Raw genomic sequence first — 21,330 nt, forward strand, 5'->3', positions numbered from 1 at the left:
CAGGGTACGCGCCGCCTCGTGCCGGGAAAGAACCCGGGGGCGGAAGAACCGCGGCACACCCCGTGAAGGATGTGCCGCGGTTCTGGATCGCTGCGGTTCTACCTCGGCGAGAGGGTCATTCGACCATCCGCCAGGCGCTGCGCTTACCGCTCAGGCCGGGAACCTGGAGGATCGTCGGCCGGGTCGCCACGTAGACCTCACCCCGGTACGACACGGTGTCGCCCCACCAGTACAGCTTCCACGGCTGCCACGCGGGTGCTTCCGGCTCCTGGGGGGCACCCTCCTCGACGGTCAGCGGCAGCCGGACCGTCGTCCCCGACGGGGACGCCTGCACCAGGAGCTGGTACGCGCCCGGTGCGGTGTCGGCCGGCACGGTGACCGAGGCCGACGTCGCGCCGTCGGCGACCGTGCCGGTGCCGAGGGAGACGCCCTCGGACGCCGCGCCCCCCGTCGGGACGAGGAACGTCTCGACCGCGGTGTTCTGCGGTGCGCCGAGCGAGGTCAGGTCGAGACCGGAGAGGCCGACGTCGGCCGAGCCGCCCGCCTCGACCGTACCCGGCAGGGTCTCGGCGACCGTGCGGGTGCGAGCGAAGCTCGGCGTGATCGGCGACGCGGTCTCGAGGTAGTCGATCCAGGCCTCGCGGTCCACCAGACCCGAGTCGCGCCCGTCGGTGCCCTCGGTGAAGACCCGGAAGTTGTCACCACCCGAGATCAGGAACGAGAACGTCGCGATGCGGTACTCGGCGGCCGGGTCCACCGGCACGCCGTTGATCGTGATCGACGAGACGTTGTCGCCGGGCGTCGCGTTCGGGTCGGCCGTGGCCACGGTGTACGACACGTTGTCGGACAGGCCCAGCGCCAGGTACGGACGCGAGGGCCGGTTGCCGTCGGCGTCGGTCTGCCACTGCTCCTCGAGCAGCGTGTCGAGCTGCGCGCCCGTCAGCGTGATCGTCCACAGGTTGTTGACGAACGGCAGCACCGCGTTGGCCTCGGCGTAGGTGATGACGCCGTCCTCGCCGTGGTAAAGCTCGTTGCGCAGGCCGCCGGGGTTCACGACGCCGATGTCGGCCCCGCCCCGCTCGTCGCTCGCGAGGGAGTCGCGCAGCGAGTTCGCCACGAGGTTGCCCAGCGCCGACTCCGACCCGCGGTCGTCGCGGTTGCCACCGGCGTAGACGCCGTCCGTGTAGCCGCCGCCCGAGAACGCCGTCGTGACGTCGGCGGTCACCTTGCCGATCGGCTGGGCACCGATCTCCTCGGCCTCGGCGAGAGCGGCGTCGACGATCGTGTCGACCTCGGCGACCGCCTCGTAGGTGCTGATCAGCTCGTCGGCCGGGGTGCTGGTGCGCGCCACGTTCTCGACCGCGTAGTCGGTGACGTCGAACGACTCCGCGTCCACCGTGAGCGACACGTGGCCGAGGAACTCGCCGTAGTTGCCGGTCTGGACGATCGGCCGGGTCTCTCCCTCCGCGCCGGGGACCGGGGCGTCCCACGCGTACTGCTTGTGCGTGTGGCCCGTGAAGATGGCCGCGACGCGCGGGTCGGTGTCCTGCACCAGCGCGGCGAACGGACCACCGGCGGCGACCTCGTCCTCCAGCGTGGCGCCGTCGGGCGTGCCGGCACCGGCGCCGTCGTGCACCAGGGCGACGACCAGATCCGCCTCGCCGTTGGCCGCCTCACCGTCGAGCAGCTCGTCGGTCACGCGGTTGACCGCCTCGACCGGGTCGCCGAACTCGAGCCCCGCGATGCCCGAGGGCGTGACCAGCGTGGGCGTCTCCTGCGTCACCACGCCGACGAAGCCGACGTCGACACCACCCACCGGCACCACCTGGTACTCGGGCAACGCCGCAGCGCCGGTGGCCGCGTCGTACACGTTGGCGCCCAGGTGGTCCCAGTCGGCTGCGTCGGTGACGCGGCCGGTCAGGTCATCGATGCCCTGGTCGAACTCGTGGTTGCCGACCGCGGAGGTCTTCAGGTCCAGGGCGTTCAGCACGTCGATGGTGGGCTGGTCCTGCTGCAGCGCGGACGCGAACAGGGAGGCGCCGATGTTGTCGCCGGCCGAGACGAAGGCCGTGCCCTCGGGGTTCTGCGCCCGCAGCTCCTCCACGGTGCCGGCGAAGGCGACCGTCTTGTCGTCGACGCGGCCGTGGAAGTCGTTGATGGCCACGAGGTCCAGCTCCACGGAGCCGGGCTCCGTGGTCGTGTCGCCGAGGTCCAGACCGACCAGGACGGGGTCGTGGTCGGACGACCGGAACGGGGTCTCGTCGTACAGGATCGTCGCGTTGTAGTTGTGCCGGCTGTACTCGTTCGCCACCGGCTCGTACGCGTTGATGTTCCAGATGTCGGTACCGGTCACGAGCTCTGCCGCGGCGGGGGACGCCAGCACGTGGTCGAGCGAACCGACCATGCCGCCGTAGTTGTAGGTGTACTCGCCGGTCGCCGGGCCGAGGTCGGTGTAGCCGGCGTCGGTGAGGACCACGATCGGGTCCTCCTGCTCGTAGGCGTTGAAGTCGCCGACCAGCAAGACCTTGTCGGTCCCCGCGGCCGTCGCCCGTGCCTCGGCGAAGCTCACGAGGGAGGTCGCCTGGCGGGTGCGGGACTCGTTCGAGGAACCCTGGCCGTCGCCCTGGTCCGGGTCACCGGGCCACGGGCCGGCCGAACCCTTCGACTTGAAGTGGTTCGCGATCACGACCACGTCGTCACCGGCGTCAGCGGTCCCGCCCGCGGGCTGGAACGTCTGGGCCAGCGGCTGGCGGGCGTTCTGGAACGCCTCGTCACCGACCAGGATCGTCGAGTCGCCCACCGGCTCCGCCGTGGCGGTCCGGTAGATGAACGCGTTGCGGATGACGTCCTCGGCGTCGGGCACCTCGGCCGGGGAGGCCGCGTAGGCCCAGGTACCGGCGCCCTCGGCGGCGTTCAGCGCGTCCACGAGGTCACTCAGCGCCTGGTCGCGCGAACCGCCGAACGCGGCGGTGTTCTCGATCTCGAGCAGCGCCACCACATCGGCGTCGAGCGCCGAGATCGCGGCGACGATCTTGACCTGCTGCCGCTGGAGGTCCTCCTCCTCAGCCGCACCGCGCGCGTCACATCCGCCCCGGACGGTCACGGGGTCGCCCGCGCGGTCGGTGTAGTAGCTGCAGCCGGTGAGCTCGTCACCGGTGGTGCTGAAGTAGTTGAGCACGTTGAACGTGGCGACCTGCAGGTCGCCGCCCACCTCTGCGGGGGCGTCCTCGCGGGTGTTCTCGAACGTGGCCGGCTGGACCGTCTCGGCGACGGAGGGCGTCAGGTGCGTCAGCGGCTGGAAACCCCACGCGCCGTAGCGGTAGTCGAGCACCACCGGCGTGGTGAACGTGGCAGCGGCGCCCACCCGCACCGGCTCGCCACCGGTCAGGTAGGGCAGCGGGTTCGACTTGTTCGCGTTCGAGTTGTAGTTCATCGACGAGCCGTCGTCGAGCAGCACGGCGCGGGCCGCGTTGTCCGCGATCTGCGCGTCGTACTCGGCCGAGAGCGGCCGGCCCACGGTGGTGGGCTGCACCAGCGGACCGTCGCCGGCTGCGAGGCCCACGGTGCCGTAGTAGTTGGTGTCGTAGTTGTCCGTCACCGTGAAATCGCCCTGCGGCGCGAGGAGCATGCCCTCGAGCGCCTCGCGCTCCGCCGCGGTGGCCGGCCAGGCGGTCGCCGTGGGCGTGACCGTCGCGGGCTCGTCCAGGACGGTCCAGCCGCCCGACGACGGGGTGAGCTCGGTCAGCCCGTTGTACTCGGAGACCGCGCCGGTCACCTCCACGTGGTCGCCGGCCGACAGGTCCGCCGCGGCCGCCCCCGAGTAGACGAAGACGCCGTCGGACGCGCCCGGTGTCGGGTCGGCGCCGCCGCCCGTGCCTGCGGTCTGCAGGTACAGGCCGTTGAATCCGCCGGTCGCATAGACGGCGGTGACGACGCCACGGGTGGTCACCGTCTCGCCAGCGAGTGGTGTTGCGTCGCCCGTGCCCTGGATCTCGGCGATCGGGACGACCTCACCGGGCTGGGTCGGCTCCGACGGGGTCGGGCTCGGCTCGGGCTCCGCGCCCGCGCCACCAGTGGGCGTCACCTCTGCGGTGAACACGAAGTCCGCCGAGTTGTCGCCCGCGTCGCCGGTGCGTTCCAGCGATCCGACCACGCGGGTGCCCTGGCCGGCCGGACCCTGAGCGGTCTCGAACGTGTCGGCGGTGCCGTAACCGAGCAGGTCGACGACGCCCTCGGCGCCCTCGGCCGGTACGGCACCCTTCGCCGGTGTGACGGCAGTGGTCTGCGACGCGAGCGCGACCACGCCGGCCGTGCCGCTCGGGTTGAGGCTGCCGACGGCGTCGGGCGTGGGGAGCGGCTCGCCGTTGGTGGCGTTCGATCCGCCCTGCACCAGGTAGTGGCCACCGGCGGCGATGGTGCCGCTCAGTGCGGTGACGCCGGAGAACGACGCGCCGGTCGCGGACTTGTACTGCACCGACCAGCCGTCGACGCTGACCGGCTCTGCCGTCGGGTTGTACAGCTCCACGAACTTGTTCCGGTACGGCTGGCCGGAGCTGCCGCCTACGAGATACGCCTCGCTGATGACGACGTGCCCGGAGTCCGGGCCGTCCTCGGTGCCCGCGGGCACTGCGAAAGCCGCCGTGGCCGGCACGGCGAGCGCTGCGGAGAGGGCCACCGCGACGGCGGCCCTTCCCTGGGATCGGGCATGGGGTCGGGGGTGCGGTCGCGGGGACCGGAGCGTGCTGGGTCTCACGCTGACTCCTTCTGCAATAGCCGACCCGTGGGCCGGGGTGGAGTGCACTGCTGCTGGACGTCTTGTTCGGCGGCATCGCCGCGGCCGGGCGCGCATCAGTTGCGCAGGCGGTCCGGCACGAGCCGCACCAACCAATCACTGCATCGTGAACCGGTGGTTACAGCCGGACACCCGCCGGGAGAACTGACGCTCCCACACCGGGTGAACCTGCCCGCAGCCGAGCCACGAGATCGACGCCGAGGCTAGCGGGTATCCCGGGCCTCCGTTGCCCGGCACACGCCGTCGGCGCCCGGTTCACCCTGGTACGACCGGCGGCTACGGCTCGCCGTCGCCCCCGGACGCCACCTGGCGCACGGCTGTCAGCGGCAGCAGGTCCGAGATGTCCGAACGCTCGCCCGACGCACGGACCCGGCCGTCCGCGACGGCGTCTACCCAGGTGACAACACCGGTGGCCAGCGCGAGCCAGGTGTCGGGGTCGGTCTCGACCACGTTCGGCGGCGTCCCCCGGGTGTGCCGCGGCCCGGCCACGGCCTGCACGGCTCCGGCCGGCGGTACGCGCACCTCCACGGAGTTCCCCGGCGCCTGGTCGGCCAGCTCCTCCAGCGTGTACCGGACGGCGGTCGTGACGTCTCGACGCTCCGCCTCCCCCGACGCCCACGCGGCGACGGCGGTGCGCCCGGCCGCCGGATCGGTCCGGCGTCGCGGGGGCACTACCGCACCGCCAGAAACTCGCCGAGACGGGTCCAGCCGGACTGCTCGAGGTCGGTGAAGTCGGTGCCCGGCATGACGAGCATGGCAGCGTCCTCTCCATTACCGACCTCGATACCAGTCGGGTTGCGCCCCGTGCCGCAGCCCGCGACACCGTCCCCGGCACCGTCCACCAGGACCAGGCAGGTGGCCGCGCCCTCGTTGGACCGGGCGGCGTAGAAGGTCAGGGCGTCATCCGCACCGAGCCGGCGGGTGGTCCCGCCGTCGACCGCCAGGTAGGCGAGCATCTCGTCGGGGAGCACGTCCGTGGTCGTCTGCTCTTCGTCGAACACCACGTCCAGGTCGCGCGGCCTGTCCGAGGGCGTGCAGGCGGTCAGGGCCAGGGCGACGCCGAGGGCCGCGGCCGCTCGTACTCGCCGGAGGACAGGAGGAACAGCATCGATCATGGAGCCAGTATCACGGACCACCGGTTCAGTACCGGTAGACCTCCGACGTGCGCCCCTCGACCGCGAGCAGGTCGGCCGCCACCACCATCGGCAGCTCGAGCGACGTCGCCGCGGGGTACTCCGCCACGTCCGCGGAGCCGTCCCGTCCGACCACCGGCACCGGCTGCGACGACGGCGCGAGCCGTCGGGGCGACCCGGCCGGGGCGGCATGCCGCGACCACGGCTCCGACAGCGGCACCTCGTCCCGGACCTGGGGCCGCACGGGCCGCGGAACCGGCGGGTAGCCGGCGCGGCGGCGCAGGTGCTGCGGGGCCGGCGGGGGTAGGACGGTGGCCGCCGCGTCACCGTCGGCCGGCTGCGGCGCGGGCGACGGCGCGGGAGCGGGCGACGGCGCCGGACGGGGCGACGGCACCGGGCTGGGCCCTGGACTCGGGCTCGGCTCCGGACTCCGGCTCGGCGCTGGACTCCGGCTCTGCCCTGGACTCCTGCTCTGCTCGGGACTCCTGCTCTGCTCAGGGCGCGGCTCGCGGATCGGGTGCGGCGCCCGAGCGGCCGGCGCCGGGCCCGCCGTCGGGCCGGTGGAGCGCAGCGCAGCCCCGTGCGCGGGGGTCGGTCCGTCACCGAGCGGGGCGAACCGCGCGGGTGCGGCGACCGGCGCGGGAACGGCCGCGCGCCGGGCCACCCCGGGGGCGGAACGGGGTCCCGTCGTGGAACGTTGGCCGCTGCCGCCGGTGACGCCGGTAGCGCTGCTCCCGCCCGCGTCGGCACCCGCGTCGGCATCGGCGTCGGCGCGACCGGAGGCCGCTCCCGCTCGTGGTCCCTGGTCGACCGCTCGGCCGCCCGGCAGCGTGAACATGACCCGGCGCTCGGACACGTCGGCCTCGGCGAGGGTGACCCGGACGGCGTCGCCCAGCGGGAGCCGGGGGCCGGTCACCCGCGCGCGGACGGCGGGTTCGCGCAGCACCACCAGGCCGCGCTGCTCCGCCTTGGTGTCGTCGTCGACATCGACCACCACGCCGTCGAACTCCTCGCCCAGGCGGTCGGCGAGCAGCGACGCCTCGACGATGTCGACGCACTCGCGCTCGAACGACGAGGCCCGACGACCCGTCTCCGCCATGACCGCCGGCAAGGCGGCCAGCGCGTCCAGCACCCACGTGGGCACTGGTGTGCCCGCGGAGATCGCGAGACAGGTCTCGGTCGCGTACCGGTCCACCAGGCGCCGCAGCGGCGCGGTGACGTGCGCATAGTCGGCGGCGATGGCGGAGTGCCGGGTGTGCTCCGGCGGCGGCACCGGGTCACCGTCGGGCCCGGGCATGCCGAACGCGACGTACCCGGCGCCGCGGAACAACGTCGTCGCCTCGTTGAGGAATGCCGCATGCTCCGGGATCCGCGACACGAGCGTCGGGACGAGGCGCGCGTACGGGAGGCTGTCGGGCCAGTCGATGCCGAGCGCGCGGGCCGTGCGGTGCAGGCGGGCCACGTCGCGCGGGTCGGCCTCGGGGAGGGTGCGCAGGATGCCGACGCCGGCCTCACGCATGAGGTGCGCCGCCGCGATACCGGTGAGCAGCGAGATCTGCGCGTTCCACTCCTCGACCGGAAGGTTCCGGCGGAACGACAGCGTGTACGTACCGTCCTCGTGGCGCTCCACCTCTTGCTCGGGCACCTCCAGCGACACCCCGCCGCGCGCCGCCTCGAGCGACTGGCGCAGGCGTCCGACGTCGGCCAGGAGCTGCAGGGACTCGCTCGCCGTGCCCGCGTCGAGGCCGGACTGCACCTCCGCGTACGTGAGCCGCTCCCGGCTCCTGACCAGCACGCGCTCCAGCGAGGCGCCGGTGATGATGCCGCGCGCGTCCAGCGTGACCGTCCACAGCACGGCCGGACGGTCCACCTCGGGCAGGAGGCTCGCCGCCCCCTCGGAAAGGATCTTCGGGTGCAGCGGCGTGCGGGTGTCCGGTCCGTAGACGGTCATCCCCCGCTTGCGCACCTCGACGTCGACGGCGCCACCGGGCGTGACGAACGCGCCCAGGTCCGCGATCGCGTAGTGCACCACGTAGCCCTCGCCGGACTGTTCCACATGGACCGCCTGGTCCAGATCCTTGGAACCGGGCGGGTCGATGGTCACGAACTCGATGTCACGGCGGTCGGCGCGGCCGGCGGAGAAGTCCTGCCCCGCGGCCGCCCGCGCTTCCTCGAGAACGTCTTGCGGGAACATCGCGGGCAGACCGACCTCGGCGCGGAGCGCCGCAAGGGCACTGCTCACGTCGTCGGGGGCGGCGGGCGCGAGGCGCATCTGACGAGTCGGCACAACTGCGAACATAAGCCGGTTCCGCTCTCCCCGCGCGGTGTCGCTGTGCTATTCCACGACGACGGTGGCCACCAGCGCACGGTGGTCGGTGCCGGGGACCTGCATGGTGACGACGTCGGAGACCGGCATGTCGCGCTCCACCACCACGTGGTCCAGGGCGAACAGCGGGGGTACCTGGCTGCCTTCCGGCCAGGTCACGGCTGGTCCGGCGCCCCACTCCCGGGTGGCATCCCAGAAGCGCGATCCGAGCAGGTCACGGAAGCCGGCGTGGTCGTACGTGGCGTTGAAGTCGCCCGCCAGGATCTGCGGCGTGTCGTCCGCATGGACCTGCTCCGTCAGCTCGACGAGCTCCGTACGCCAGGTCGTGATGTCCGTGGGCATCGGGGGGTGCGGGTGCACCACGGTGACGCGCACGTCGGTGCCCCCGGCGGCGACCAGCGCCGACGGCATCGCGAAGCTCGTGCCATCCAGCTGGTCCTCCTCCCTGAGTGGTGTGGACGACCAGAGGCCGCTCCCGGCGGGACTGTCGGCGACGGGCACCGTGAGGCTGTGGGTCAGCAGCTCGTCGAGGCCCGCGTCCGTCAGCGCTTCCGTGAAAGCCGGCGTCAGCTCCTGGACCGAGAGGACCTCGACGTGCTGCGACTCCACCAGGTGGACCACGCTCTCGGCGTCGGCGCGCCCGTACAGGGCGTTGATGGTCATGACCCGCACCGTGCCGGGGTCGGCGGGGTCGGCCGCCGTGGACGTGTCCGGAGGTACGAAGAAGGGTGCCGTCCAGTACACGTAGCCGGCGAGCGCGGCCGTGAGCAGCAGGCTCAGCAGCCAGCGCCGGGAGAACAGCGCGACGATCAGCAGCGGGAGCGTCACCAGCGTCGCCCACGGCGTGAAGGCCACGAGGTGCGGCAGCGGGACCACGTCGTCGAACGGCAGGGCCCGGGCCGCCGCCACGACGAGCAGGGGGATCGCGATGATCCAGAGCACTACCGAGATGAAGCCATGGACAAATCGCACTCCCGGACCATATCGGCTGCGCGGCACCGGGTGTGACGCCTGTCGGCCCATCCGCGGGTGATCGGTAAAAGGTCAGGTGATCGGCAGTCCGAGCTGCCGATCACCTGACCTTTTACCGATCACCCGCCAGGGCGGCGCCCGTCAGCCGAAGATGCTCGGGAGAGTGGCCTCGTGGGTTTCGCGGGCCTCCGAGAGCGGGATCTCGAACTGACCCTCGATCACGACGGCGTCACCACCGGTAGCGCCGAGGCGCAGCACCGGCACGCCGGCGTCCTCGGCGAGGTGGGTGAGCTCGCCCTCGTGCTCCGGGTCGACCGCGACGATCACGCGCCCGGTCGACTCGGCGAACAGGGCGACGAAGGGGTCCACCTTGTCGCGGCCGGTCACGCCCTCGAGCGCCACCGACGCTCCGACGCCGAACCGGAGCGACGCCTCGAGCAGGGCCTGGACCAGACCACCCTCGGACAGGTCGTGCGCCGCGGCGGCGAGCCCCGTCGTGCGCGCCTCCACCAGGGCGGACGCGAGCGCCTTCTCGGCGGCCAGGTCCACGCGCGGCGGCAGGCCGCCGAGGTGCGAGTGCACGACGTCGGCCCAGGCCGAACCGTCCAGCTCGTCCCGCGTGGTGCCGAGCAGGAGGAGCGACAGCCCCTCGGTCTGCCAGCCGGACGGCAGCGCGGTGCTGACGTCGTCGAGCACACCGAGCACGCCCACCACGGGCGTGGGGTGGATCGAGGAGTCGATCTGGCCGGGTTCGCCGGTGCCGTTGTAGAGCGACACGTTGCCGCCCGTGACCGGCACGCCGAGCTCCTGGCAGGCGTCGGCAAGGCCCTCGATCGCCTCGACGAGCTGCCACATCGAGTCGGGGTGCTCCGGGGAGCCGAAGTTGAGGCAGTCCGTCACGGCGAGCGGCTTCGCACCCGACGTGGCGACGTTGCGGTACGCCTCCGCGAGCGCCAGCGCCGCACCCGTGCGCGGGTCGAGCTTGCCGTAGCGGCCGTTGGCGTCGGTCGCGAGCGCGACGCCGAGCCCGGTGGACTCGTCGACGCGGATCACGCCGCTGTCGTCGGGCTGCGCGAGGGCCGTGTTGCCCTGGACGAACCGGTCGTACTGGTTGGTGACCCACTCCTTGGACGCGAGGTTGGGCGAGGCCAGCAGCCGCAGCGCGGTCTCGCGCAGCTCGGACCCGGAGGCCGGGCGGGCGAGGCTCGCCGCCACCGTCGTGTCGGCCTGCAGTGCGTCCTGCCACGCCGGACGCGCGTAGGGCCGCTCGTACACGGGACCCTCGTGCGCGACCGTCTTGGGGTCGACGTCCACGATCCGCTGGCCGTGGTGGTCGATGGTGAGGCGGCCGGAGCCGTTGACCTCGCCGATGACGGCGGTCTCGACCTCCCACTTGCGGGTGATCGCGAGGAAGGCGTCGAGCTGGTCCGGCCGGACGACCGCCATCATGCGTTCCTGCGACTCCGACATGAGGATCTCGCCCGCGTTCAGCGTGGGGTCGCGCAGCAGCACGTCGTCGAGCTCCACGTGCATGCCGCCGTCCCCGTTGGAGGCGAGCTCCGAGGTGGCACAGGAGATGCCCGCGGCGCCGAGGTCCTGGATACCCTCCACGACCTTGGCCGAGAAGAGCTCGAGGCAGCACTCGATGAGCACCTTCTCCATGAACGGGTCGCCCACCTGCACGGACGGACGCTTGGCGGGGACACCGTCCTCGAAGGTCTCCGAGGCCAGGATCGAGGCGCCACCGATGCCGTCACCGCCGGTGCGGGCGCCGAACAGGACCACCTTGTTGCCGAGGCCCGTGGCGTTGGCGAGGTGGATGTCCTCGTGCCGGAGCACACCGAGACAGAGGGCGTTGACGAGCGGGTTGCCCTGGTAGGAGCCGTCGAAGACGAGCTCGCCGCCGATGTTGGGCAGGCCGAGGGAGTTTCCGTAGCCGCCCACGCCGGAGACGACGCCGTGCACGACGCGCGCCGTGTCCGGGTGGTCGACGGCGCCGAAGCGCAGCTGGTCCATGACCGCCACGGGGCGCGCGCCCATCGAGATGATGTCGCGGACGATGCCGCCCACGCCGGTCGCGGCGCCCTGGTAGGGCTCGACGAACGAGGGGTGGTTGTGCGACTCGACCTTGAAGGTGACGGCCCAGCCGTCGCCGATGTCGACGACGCCGGCGTTCTCACCGATACCGACGAGGAGGTGCTCCTTCATCTCGTCGGTGACCTTCTCGCCGAACTTGCTCAGGTGCACCTTCGACGACTTGTAGGAGCAGTGCTCGCTCCACATCACGGAGTACATCGCGAGCTCGGCCGCGGTGGGGCGGCGGCCCAGGATGTCCTTGATGCGCTGGTACTCGTCCTCCTTGAGGCCGAGCTCTCCGTAGGGCTGCACCTCATCAGGTGTGGCCGCTGCGGTCTCCACCGTGTCCAGGTTCGGGACGGGGGGAGTCGGGCGGGAGGGTGCCTGGGACGCGGGCGCGGTCATGTAGTTCCTCGCGTGCGGGGTAGGTTTCTGAGCGCCGGAGCGCGCGGCCAGTCTACGACGCGTCACGCGGGGAAGCGGTCCCGGCCGGATTCAGCCGGCCGGGTACAGCCAGCCAGTGATACGCGATGGACGTACGGGGTCGTCCGATCGACCATGAGGGCATGCCCCTGCGCCACTCGCTCCTGGCCGTGCTCGTCATGGTCATCTGGGGTACGAACTTCCTCGCCATCGACATCGGCGTGGACGACATGCCGCCCGTGCTCTTCCTCGCGGTCCGGTTCGTCGTGGTGCTGATCCCGGCGATCTTCCTGGTTCCGCGGCCCGCGGCGCCCATGAAGGACGTCCTGCTGGTGGGTGTCTTCCTCAGCCTCGGCCAGTTCGCCCTGATGTACACGGCGTTGTGGCTCGACATGCCGCCGGGTCTGGCGTCGCTCGTGCTCCAGGCGCAGGTGGTCCTCACCGTGCTCTTCGCGAGCGTCGCCCTGCGCGAGCGCCCGACGCCGCCGCAGCTGGTCGGCGTGCTGCTCGGCGCCGCGGGCCTGGTGATCGTCGGGTTCGGCCGTTCGGCGGCGACCCCGGGGTTCGCCTTCCTGCTCACTCTCGCGGCCGCGGCGTCCTGGGCGACCGGCAACGTGATCGTGCGGCGGCTGGGCGTAGCGGCACAGCTGACGGGGGCGCGGTCGAACCCGCTGGCCGGGCTGTCGATGACCGTCTGGTCGGCGCTCGTGGTCCCCGTGCCGATGTTCGCCCTGGCCGTGGCGCTGGACGGCCCGGCGGCCGTCGGGTACTCGCTCACCCACCCGACGTGGGCGGTGGTGCTCTCCACCCTCTACACCGCATGGCTCGCCAGTCTGGTGGGCTACGGCGTCTGGAACACCCTCCTGGCCCGGTACCGGGCGAGCGCCGTGGTGCCGTTCACCATGCTGGTGCCGGTGGCCGGCATGACCGCCGCCTGGCTGGTCCTCGACGAGGTGCCCAACGCGGCGGAGGCCGGCGGTGGCCTCCTGCTCCTGCTGGGCGTGGCGATCACGTCGGGGCTGCTGCGGCGGCCGGGCGGACCCCGTTACCGCTCGAGCACGTAGCAGAGCAGGTCCACGCCGGGCACGGGCGCCCAGTCCCGCCCGGGGTCGCGGACGAATCCGAGGTGCTCGTAGAGCCGGTGGGACCCGGTGGCCACGGTCTGGGTGGACAGGACGATCCGCCGGGCCCCCGCGGCCCGCGCGATGCACTCCCGCATCAGGGCGGTCCCCGCTCCTCTGCCCTGGGCGTCCGGTGCGACACCGAGCATGCGGATCTCCGCCTCGCCGTCCTGCGCGATGTCGGCCATGGGCCCGCCGCGGGGCACGAACGTCACGCCGCCCACCACCACGCCGCCGTCCAGCGCGACGATGATCTCCGCCGCGGCGGCACGGCTCTCGACGTCGCGCAGGACGTCGGCGTAGAAGCCGGCGTCCGGGGCGTCGAGCTGCCCGGACGCGTAGAACGCAGCGGCGACGATCTTGCCGACCGTCTCGTACTCGGCGGGCGCGGCGTCGCGCACCTCGATGGCCCGTCCCTCGATGCTCATGCGACCACGGTAGGCCGCGCCTCCGACAGTCCTCCCGGCCGCTTCCGCGAGCGCCGACGTACCCGGCCCCACGGCTTGTACACGGCCAGCAGGGTGGCGAACGCGAGCGTGGTGAGCGACACGGCCGGCGGGAACACCAGGAAGGACAGGTCGGTGCCCGGTGCCTGCCCGTTCTCGAGCGCCGCGCCCGCCGTACCGACCTCGGGCATGCCGGGGCGCAGAGCCACGACGATCAGCGTGCACAGCACCAGGTTCATGACGAGCTTGACCGCCACCCACCAGTAGCGCACCAGCCCCCACTTCGTGGCGAGGCCGAGCACGAGGCCGGTGGCGAGGCAGGCGAGTGCCGAGACCAGCATGGGGGTCACCACGAACTCCGCGAGGGCGCGCAGGGCGAGCCCTCTGGTGGTGGCGGAGCTCCCGGACAGGCCCACGCCGACGAGCACGGCGACCAGCACGTCGATGCCGATCCATGCGGCGGCGGACAGGATGTGCAGGGTCAGCACGGCCTTCCGTGCACGTGGTGGCAGGTTCATGGTGCTGCTCCCTTCGGGGGCACCGGGCGGTGCCGTCGGGTTCCAGCCTCCTGGCCGAGGCGCCCTGCGTGATCGGCCGCCGGACGGCACTCGCCCTGCGTCGCCCGACGTCGGCGGGCGGGCCGCCGTACGTCCGGTGACGTAGCCGGTGGTACGGCGCCCAGGGGGTGACGGCGGAGGCGCCGTCGGCCACAGTGGGGCTGGAGGTGAGCGAACATGCGGAAGCTGCGTCTGGTCGACGTGGGCGTGGCCGCCGTGCTGACGGCGCTCGTGCTGGTGACCCTGCCGTTCCTCGACGCGACGTCCGGGGTGGACCGCCCCGTGGACGCCCTCGGGTACGCGCTGGCGGTCACCACCGCGGCGGCGACCCTGTTCCGCACCGGGTGGCCCGTGGTCACGCTGGGGGTGGTCACCGCTGCCACCGTCGCCTACCTGCTGCTCGCCTATCCGTACGGTCCGGTGATGGTGTGCCTGGCGGTCGCCGTCTACTCGCTGGCGCGACGCCGCGCGCTGCGCCCCGCTCTCCTGTACGCAGCGGGAACGCTGGCCCTGCTCGTGGTGCACGTGTTCACGCACCCGGCCGGCCTCGGCTTCCCCGCGGGGCTCGTCCCGGTGAGCGCCTTCGTGGCGGTCCCGTTCAGCATCGGCGTCGCCCGGCGAATGTGGCACGAGGCACGGTCGGCGGAGCGCGCGGCGGCAGAGCAACGGGCGCGCGACGACGAGCGGCTGCAGCTCGCGCACGAGGTGCACGACGTGGTCGGGCACGGCCTGGCCGCCATCCAGATGCAGGCCGACATCGCGCTCCACCTGGGCAGGCCGGACGACGCGGCGACCGCCCTCGAGACGATCTCGAGGGCCGCGAACGAGGCCCTGACCGAGCTGCGCACCACGCTCGCGCAGATCCGGCCCGGTGCGGCCTCGGGCGGCGCCCCCGACCGGGCGCCGACGGCGGGGCTGGCCAACCTGGAGGTCCTGGTCGAACGCGTGCGCTCGGCGGGGGTGTCGGTCGATCTCCGGGTCACCGGCACGCCCACGCCGCTGCCCGCTGCCGTGGACCTCGCCGCCTACCGTGTGCTCCAGGAGTCGCTGACCAATGTCGTCAAGCACGGGACCGGCTCCGGGGCGTACGTCGAGGTCCACTACGCGGGACACGACGTACGGCTGTGCGTCCGCAACCCGCGCGGCCCGGACGGCCGCTTCGTCGCCGGCTTCGGTATCGCCGGGATGCGGCGCCGTGTCGAGTCACTGGGCGGACAGCTGGACGCCGGACCCGTCGACGAGTCTTTCGAGGTGCGGGCGGTACTGCCCGCTGGAGGTGTCGCATGATCTCGGTGCTGCTCGTGGACGACCAGGACCTGGTGCGGATGGGCCTGCGCGCCCTGCTCTCCGGGGAGGAGGACACCCGGGTGGCCGGTGAGGCCGCCGACGGTATCGCCGCCGTCGCCGAGGCCCACCGCCTCCGGCCCGATGTCGTGCTGATGGACATCCGGATGCCGGGCATCGACGGCATCGAGGCGACCCGCCGCATCGCCGAGGCCCCGGACCTCACCGCCACCCGCGTCGTGGTGCTCACGACGTTCGAGCACGACCAGTACGTCGTGGACGGGCTGCGCGCCGGCGCGAGCGGCTTTCTCCTCAAGAACACCCCGCCGGCGGACCTCGTCGCCGCGATCCGCACGGTGCACGACGGTGGTGCGCTGCTCGCGCCGTCGGCCACGCGCACGCTGATCCGGGAGTTCACCGCCGCGGCACCACGGACGCTGCGGCCGCACCCGCGGATCGGGGACCTGACCGAACGTGAGCACGAGGTGGTCCGCCTCGTGGCGCAGGGCATGAGCAACCACGAGATCGCCGAGCACCTCGTGCTGAGCCCTGCCACCGCCCGGACGCACGTGTCGCGGGCGATGATCAAGCTCTCCGCCCGTGACCGCGCCCAGCTGGTGGTGTTCGCGTACCAGTCGGGCCTCGCCTGAGCCCGGTCTCCCACTACTGAGCCGTCACGTAACAAAGATGTCACCGGGGGTTCCGGCGTTTACCCGATAGTGGTTTCATTCGGACATGAAGCTGCTTCGAACTTTTCCGAAGGTTTCCTTCGAGTTCGGGCTCGCCTCATGGCAGTGGTTGGGGCTCAGCGAGCAGACCCCGCGCTTCGCTACCTGTTTCGGCGACATCTTCCTCGAGTCGCTGGACGGATGGTGGTTCCTCGACACGGTCGAAGGCACGCTCGAGCTTCGCTGGACCTCGGCGGTCACCATGTACACCGAGCTGGAGTCGCCCGAGGGCCGCGCCACCTACCTCATGGACGACGTGGTCCGGGACGCCCGTAGCCGCGGCATCCACCTCGGCGAGGCGGACGTGTACGTCTTCAACCCGCACCCCGCGCTGGGCGGTGAGCTGGGCGTGGAGGGCATCGGCACCATGCGCTTCGAGCTCGCGGTCAACTGGGTGGGCCAGATGCACGACCAGGTGCTGCACGGCTCCGGCGAGATCGACCTGCCCCCGATGCCCGACGACGGGCGCCGGACCTCGACCCGTCAGGTCACCGCCGCCTGGGACGCCGCGTGGTCGGCCGACGAGACCTTCGACGTGCCGTTCGAGCAGTACCTGGCCACCACCACCTTCGCAGCGGTCTCCACACCGAACCCGGGCGACGACCACCCACGGTTCGCGCCGCCGCACGAGGAGCCGAGCGAGCCGGCGCCGGTGCCGCGGGCCGCACACGCCTACCGCGCCCCCCGGCACGGCATGCCGAGCCACGACGTGCTCGCGGCGCCGGACCGGCCCGTCCCGGCGCCGCCCTGGCCAGGACCGGACTCATCGACGCCGCCCTGGTCCGGGCAGACCGAGGCAGCACAGCAGTGGCCCGCATCGAGCCATGCGACCCAGGCCCCGACGCCGCCCGAGAGCCTGGACACCTCGTTCGACCCGCCCTACTCCGCGGCCGCCGAGCAGTACGGGACCGGTGTGCCCGACCAGCAGACACCCGCCACGTACGCCCAGCAGGACTGGCTCCCGTACGGCACCGCCCCGGGCGCCACCGGCCGAGGACACGAGGACCAGGCCGGACCGGCCTGGGGCAACCCGGCCTGGGGCAGTTCCACCAGGGGCGGCTCCACCTGGACCGGCACTACCTGGGGCGACCAGACGCCCGCGGTCGCCGCCGGTGGGAGCTCGCAGAGCCCTCGCACCGACGACCCGTTCACCGCGTGGGACGACCTGTGGCGGAAGCGCTGAGCCGCTGACGCCGCGCGGTCGACGCCTGCCGGCCCGCGGGCGCGGCCGCCGGCCGTTCCGGACGCAGACGGCGCTCGCGCTCGACCCGCGCAGCCATGCTCAGTTCGCCCGGGGTCGTGGTGCGCGCACGCTTGAGCAGGCGGGTCTCCAGCGCCACCCGGTTGCTACGGCGCAGCCCGTCGGTATAGCCGAGGATCGTCTGGGCGTGCGCGTGAGTGATGTGCCCGCCACGCAGAGCCGCGAGCGTGCGCGGATGTTCGTGCACCAGGGCCCGGGACTCCTCGATCAGCGCGACCGCCGAACCCTCCGGTACGCGCAGCGCCTTGGCCAGCTGCTCGACGAGCTCGGGAGCCAGCCCCGGGACGTCCTCCACCTCGATCTCGGGGGCGTCGAACAGCTCGGGCCGGTCGACCACCCACTCCCGGACCGACTCCATGAGTACGGCACGCGAGGCCGCGAGGGAGGCAAGGAGCGCATCGACCGCCGCCACGGCGTCGACCGCCTCCGTGAGGTTCGCGAAACCGCTCGCGAACCCGGACTCGCGCGGTGCGGCTGCACCACGCGCGGACTGGCCCGGCACGTTGGCGGGACCCTGTGTCACCAACCCCTTGTTCGAACGCATGTTCTAAACATAGGGGGTGTCGCCGACACGCGCCACCCAAGACCTCGACCGGAGCCACCGCGCCGCACAATGGAGCCGTGCCGACTCGACGTGCCGTTGTGGTGCCCCTCGCCGTGTGCGCCGCGCTGGCGGTCCTCCTGAGCGCGAACGGCTGCGACCCGGCGGACCGGGCCGCGCGGGGGGACGACCCGGACCAGGGGTCCGGGTCTGCCGAAGGAGGGACGCCGGACCGGCAGGACCAGCCCGGTTCGGCCGGCGACGACCGGCCCGAGCCGCACACGAGCACGCTCACCCTCGGCGACGTCGTGCTGCGCATCGGCTCGCCGAAGCGCGCCACGGTGCGGGACGGCGATGCGCCAGGAGCACGGACGGTCGCCCTGGCCCTCGCCCCCGGCGAGGCCGCCCGCCTCGACCTCACGTCGCCGGGCACGCTCGACGTCGACCCGGACGGCAGCATCACCGTGCTCGACGACGACGGCACACCCGTCGCGGCGGTCGGGCCGCCCGCACCGCCGTCGGAGATCGAGGACGCGCCCGGCATCGACGTCACCGACGTCGGCGCGACCGGTGCCCGCGTGGAGGTGGACGACCGGGTCCGGACGGCTCAGGGGTCCGGAGGCCGGGCTGCTCCGACCGGCCGGCTGGAGATCACGTTCGACGTGGGCACACAGGCGATCGAGAGCGCGACGTGGGGCGAGAACGAGGGTGGACGGTCACTCGCGGTCGACCCGTCGGACTGGGCGCGGCACGCGGGCGAGGCGGGGATCGACCTGATCCGCACCCAGCTCGTGGCGGCGGAGCCGGATGCGGGGAGCTCCACCATGGACGACCAGCTCGTCTGCCACGCAGTCGGTGCACCGGACAAGAACACGTGGAACCTGGAGCCCTGGCGGCCCGACATCGGGCTGATCCTCACCGCCGCCGCACACTGCAACCCGGTGTGAGCCGGCACGTCCGCACACCGGAGCAATCCGAGCCGTGACCGAGTCGTGACCATCCGCGGTGCGATTCGAGGTGCGAAGCTACGCCCGTTGGGGTTTCCTGGAGACGACGGCGAGGCAGGCTCGCCACATAATCTGATGAGCCCCAGCTCAGCCGGACCTCAGCTCATGGCGTCGCGTGCGCCCGGACGCGCGGCCGTCATCGGCAGGCGCCCAGCGATCCACGGGAGTTCCCCCCTGGGGTCAGGCATAGCTCCTCGGAGATACCTTGGCAGGGAGGCTCCTGATGACTCGTGTACTCGTCCTTGGATCGATCATCGCCGTCGGCGGCGGCGCACTGCTCGGATTCACCATCGCTTACCAGCTCGTACCACTCACCGTGCTCGCCGTCCTTCTCGGACTGTCGGGCACTTTTTTTGTCGTCCGGGCGACCCCCGAACCGACGACGGAGCCGAGCGCCCCGGTCACGCTCGGCGGGTCGCTCGCCCGCCCCGTCGGAGACGAGGAGACCACCGACGAGCCCGTACCGGCTCCCGTGCAGCAGCTCCCCGTCCCCGTCGTGGCCGTGGTGCCCGACGCCGCGTGAGCGGCGCCGTCAGGCAGTCTTCGCCTGCTGCTTGCGCAGCTCCTTCTCGCTGATCGGCGCCGTTCCGCTCGCGCGGAGCTCGCGGTAGTAGGCACGCGCCTCGTCCTGCCGCGCCTTCTCGGAGCCGTCCGCGATGGGGGCGCGCAGGTGCCCTTGCGTGAAGCCCCAGGCGTCGATGACGTCGAGCACGTGCGGACGAAGTTCCTTGAGCAGGCGGTCGACCGTCGTCGTCACGGCCCGGGCGCGCCCGGCCGAGAGGCGGCCGTTGGTCAGGTGCCAGTCGAGGTGCCGCTCGATGGTGGTGAGTCCGTAGATGTCGCGGAGCAGGGTCAGCACCTTGCGCGTACCCGCGTGGGACACCGTGCCGATGGCCTTCGTGAACGCGTCCCACCGCACCAGCTCGGCCCACGCCGCCGCGGAGCCGATGAGGCTCACCTGGTTGTCGTCGAAGATCTCCTGCGCGCGGATCGAGTCGGCCTTGAGAGCCGGGCGCATACCCGTGGCGGTGGCCGCGACCATGCCCTCGAAGCGGCCGGCGATCAGCTCGCGCTGCACGTCGGCATCCAGCAGGCGGCCCGCGGTGCGCGCCGCGCCACCGTCGGACACGGTCTGGCCCAGGCGCTTCAGCGGAAGCCTGTGCAGCAGGGCGTCCTTGGCCTGTCCGGCCACGATTCCCGCGACGCCCGCGGGTGACTTGGCCGCGTGCGCCATCTTCTTGCCGTAGTCACCCACGAGGCGCTTGGCCGCGAGCTGCAGCAGCACGTGGTTGTCGCCCTCGAACGTCGCGTAGACGTCGAGGTCCGCGCGCAGACCGGTGAAGCGGTTCTCGGAGAGGAAGCCGGCACCGCCGCACGCCTCACGGCACTCCTGGAGGGTGTCGAGCGAGTACCAGGTGGAGGTCGCCTTGAGCGCCGCCGCCGTGGTCTCGAGGTCCTCCCGCATGGCGGGCGTGTCCTCCCGGCCGGAGAAGACCGCGTCGAACAGGTCGAGCAGCTCGTCGTGCGCGAAGTGCATCGCGTACGCCTCCGCGATGCGGGGGAAGAGCCGGCGGCGGTGCGTGGAGTAGTCGAGCAGCGTCAGCTCGTCCGCACCGGTGGCGGGCGAGAACTGCCGGCGCTGGTCGGCGTACTTCGTGGCGATCGCGAGGCCGATCTTCGCCGCGGTGATCGCGGCGCCGTCGAGCGACACGCGTCCCTGGACGAGGGCGCCCAGCATGGTGAAGAAGCGTCGGCCCGGGCTGTCGATCGAGGAGGTGTAGGTACCGTCCGCCGCCACCTGGCCGTAGCGGGCGAGGAGGTCCGCACGCGGCACACGCACGTCGGTGAAGTGCAGCTTGCCGTTGTCGATGCCGTTGAGGCCGCCCTTCTGACCGTCGTCCTCACCACCGACGCCCGGCAGGAACTCCATGGTCTGCGGGTCGCGGATGGGCACGTAGAAGCAGTGCACACCGTGGTCGACGCCGTTGGTGATCAGCTGGGCGAACACCGTCGCTGCGACACCGTGCTTCGCCGCGTTGCCGAGGTACTGCTTCCACGCCCCGCGGAACGGGGTGTTGAGCACGAACTCCTCGGTGTCGGGGTCGTACGTGGCGGTCGTGCCGATCGAGGCGACGTCCGAACCGTGACCCGTCTCGGTCATCGCGAACGCACCGGGGACGCTCAGGTCCATCGCGCCGGGGAGGAGCCGGTCCTGCTGCTCCTCGGTGCCGAGGTGGAGGATCGCCGAACCGAACAGGCCCCACTGCACGCCGGCCTTGATCTGCAGCGACGGGTCGGCGGCGACGAGCTCCTCGAAGCCCACCAGGTTCGCGCCGGCCTGGCCACGCCCGCCGAGCCGCTCCGGGAAGGCCCGCAGGACCTGGCCGTACGGCACCATCTGCTTCATCTGCGCGAGGGCGATCTCCCGGTGCTCCTCCTTGGTGATGCCCTCCTGCTTCCAGAGCTCGGGGTGCTCGGCCACCATGCGGCGAGCCTCGGAACGCTCCTCGGGCCAGCGGCCGAGCAGCATCTGCTGCAGAGCGGGCACGTCCACACGGCCGCCCGACGTCGGACGAGGCGCCTCGGTCTGGGGCGCGGCGGCCTCGGTGGCCGTGGGGGTGGTCACGGGCTCGGAGGTGGTCGTCATCGGTTCTCCTCGGTGT

At 72.4% G+C, this 21,330-nt stretch carries 16 protein-coding genes; 6 read left to right on the forward strand and 10 right to left on the reverse strand.

Going from position 1 to position 21,330, the window contains the following annotated elements; all coding sequences use genetic code 11:
* Positions 1-115: 115 nt before the first annotated feature.
* From ACFSL2_RS15920 to purL, 6 genes are all read right to left on the reverse strand, one after another.
* Positions 116-4,675: an ExeM/NucH family extracellular endonuclease gene (locus ACFSL2_RS15920; protein ID WP_377200836.1), complete on the reverse strand. Its 4,560-nt coding sequence runs from the start codon at positions 4,673-4,675 to the stop codon at positions 116-118.
* A gap of 393 nt (positions 4,676-5,068) precedes the next feature.
* On the reverse strand, positions 5,069-5,464 hold the full coding sequence (locus ACFSL2_RS15925) for a sterol carrier family protein (protein ID WP_377198766.1): 396 nt from the start codon (positions 5,462-5,464) through the stop codon (positions 5,069-5,071).
* Entirely contained in the window at positions 5,464-5,907 is a 444-nt protein-coding gene (locus ACFSL2_RS15930; protein ID WP_377198767.1) for a hypothetical protein, read from the reverse strand. Before ACFSL2_RS15930 ends, ACFSL2_RS15925 begins: the two co-directional genes overlap by 1 nt.
* Positions 5,908-5,932: 25 nt before the next feature.
* A complete protein-coding gene (locus ACFSL2_RS15935; protein WP_377198768.1) occupies positions 5,933-8,212 on the reverse strand; it encodes an RNB domain-containing ribonuclease in 2,280 nt (759 codons plus the stop codon).
* 48 nt (positions 8,213-8,260) lie between these two features.
* Positions 8,261-9,223 carry an endonuclease/exonuclease/phosphatase family protein gene (locus ACFSL2_RS15940; protein ID WP_377198769.1) on the reverse strand — a complete coding sequence of 321 codons (963 nt, stop codon included), beginning with the start codon at positions 9,221-9,223 and terminating at the stop codon, positions 8,261-8,263.
* 141 nt (positions 9,224-9,364) lie between these two features.
* Positions 9,365-11,704 (reverse strand): phosphoribosylformylglycinamidine synthase subunit PurL, encoded by a 2,340-nt coding sequence (gene purL / locus ACFSL2_RS15945; protein WP_377198770.1) that lies wholly within the window; start codon positions 11,702-11,704, stop codon positions 9,365-9,367.
* A 161-nt stretch (positions 11,705-11,865) separates the two neighbouring features.
* Here purL and ACFSL2_RS15950 point away from each other — a divergent pair, with 161 nt between their 5' ends.
* The gene (locus tag ACFSL2_RS15950) at positions 11,866-12,786 is read left to right on the forward strand and encodes an EamA family transporter (protein ID WP_377198771.1); all 921 of its coding nucleotides are present in this window, start codon (positions 11,866-11,868) and stop codon (positions 12,784-12,786) included.
* On the opposite strand, the gene ACFSL2_RS15955 is transcribed toward ACFSL2_RS15950, so the two are convergent.
* Both ACFSL2_RS15955 and ACFSL2_RS15960 read right to left on the reverse strand, forming a co-directional pair.
* Positions 12,768-13,271, reverse strand: a complete 504-nt coding sequence (locus ACFSL2_RS15955; protein WP_377198772.1) for a GNAT family N-acetyltransferase — start codon at positions 13,269-13,271, stop codon at positions 12,768-12,770. The genes ACFSL2_RS15950 and ACFSL2_RS15955 overlap by 19 nt on opposite strands.
* On the reverse strand, positions 13,268-13,807 hold the full coding sequence (locus ACFSL2_RS15960; RefSeq protein WP_377198773.1) for a hypothetical protein: 540 nt from the start codon (positions 13,805-13,807) through the stop codon (positions 13,268-13,270). The genes ACFSL2_RS15955 and ACFSL2_RS15960 overlap by 4 nt, the downstream gene beginning before the upstream one ends.
* A gap of 216 nt (positions 13,808-14,023) precedes the next feature.
* On the opposite strand from ACFSL2_RS15960, the gene ACFSL2_RS15965 reads away from it, so the two are divergent.
* From ACFSL2_RS15965 to ACFSL2_RS15975, 3 genes are all read left to right on the forward strand, one after another.
* On the forward strand, positions 14,024-15,133 hold the full coding sequence (locus ACFSL2_RS15965) for a sensor histidine kinase (RefSeq protein ID WP_377198774.1): 1,110 nt from the start codon (positions 14,024-14,026) through the stop codon (positions 15,131-15,133).
* A complete protein-coding gene (locus ACFSL2_RS15970; protein ID WP_377198775.1) occupies positions 15,130-15,780 on the forward strand; it encodes a response regulator in 651 nt (216 codons plus the stop codon). Before ACFSL2_RS15965 ends, ACFSL2_RS15970 begins: the two co-directional genes overlap by 4 nt.
* A gap of 85 nt (positions 15,781-15,865) precedes the next feature.
* Entirely contained in the window at positions 15,866-17,041 is a 1,176-nt protein-coding gene (locus ACFSL2_RS15975) for a chromosomal replication initiator protein DnaA (protein WP_377198776.1), read from the forward strand.
* On the opposite strand, the gene ACFSL2_RS15980 is transcribed toward ACFSL2_RS15975, so the two are convergent.
* Positions 17,007-17,663, reverse strand: a complete 657-nt coding sequence (locus ACFSL2_RS15980; RefSeq protein WP_377198777.1) for a hypothetical protein — start codon at positions 17,661-17,663, stop codon at positions 17,007-17,009. The genes ACFSL2_RS15975 and ACFSL2_RS15980 overlap by 35 nt on opposite strands.
* A 77-nt stretch (positions 17,664-17,740) precedes the next feature.
* Here ACFSL2_RS15980 and ACFSL2_RS15985 point away from each other — a divergent pair, with 77 nt between their 5' ends.
* Positions 17,741-18,607 (forward strand): DUF2599 domain-containing protein, encoded by an 867-nt coding sequence (locus ACFSL2_RS15985; protein WP_377198778.1) that lies wholly within the window; start codon positions 17,741-17,743, stop codon positions 18,605-18,607.
* A 283-nt stretch (positions 18,608-18,890) separates the two neighbouring features.
* The gene (locus tag ACFSL2_RS15990) at positions 18,891-19,190 is read left to right on the forward strand and encodes a hypothetical protein (RefSeq protein ID WP_377198779.1); all 300 of its coding nucleotides are present in this window, start codon (positions 18,891-18,893) and stop codon (positions 19,188-19,190) included.
* 9 nt (positions 19,191-19,199) lie between these two features.
* On the opposite strand, the gene ACFSL2_RS15995 is transcribed toward ACFSL2_RS15990, so the two are convergent.
* Positions 19,200-21,314: an acyl-CoA dehydrogenase family protein gene (locus ACFSL2_RS15995; protein ID WP_377198780.1), complete on the reverse strand. Its 2,115-nt coding sequence runs from the start codon at positions 21,312-21,314 to the stop codon at positions 19,200-19,202.
* Between the last annotated feature and the right edge of the window lie 16 nt (positions 21,315-21,330).

Source organism: Promicromonospora aerolata (genome assembly GCF_042682255.1).
Classification (GTDB): domain Bacteria; phylum Actinomycetota; class Actinomycetes; order Actinomycetales; family Cellulomonadaceae; genus Promicromonospora; species Promicromonospora aerolata.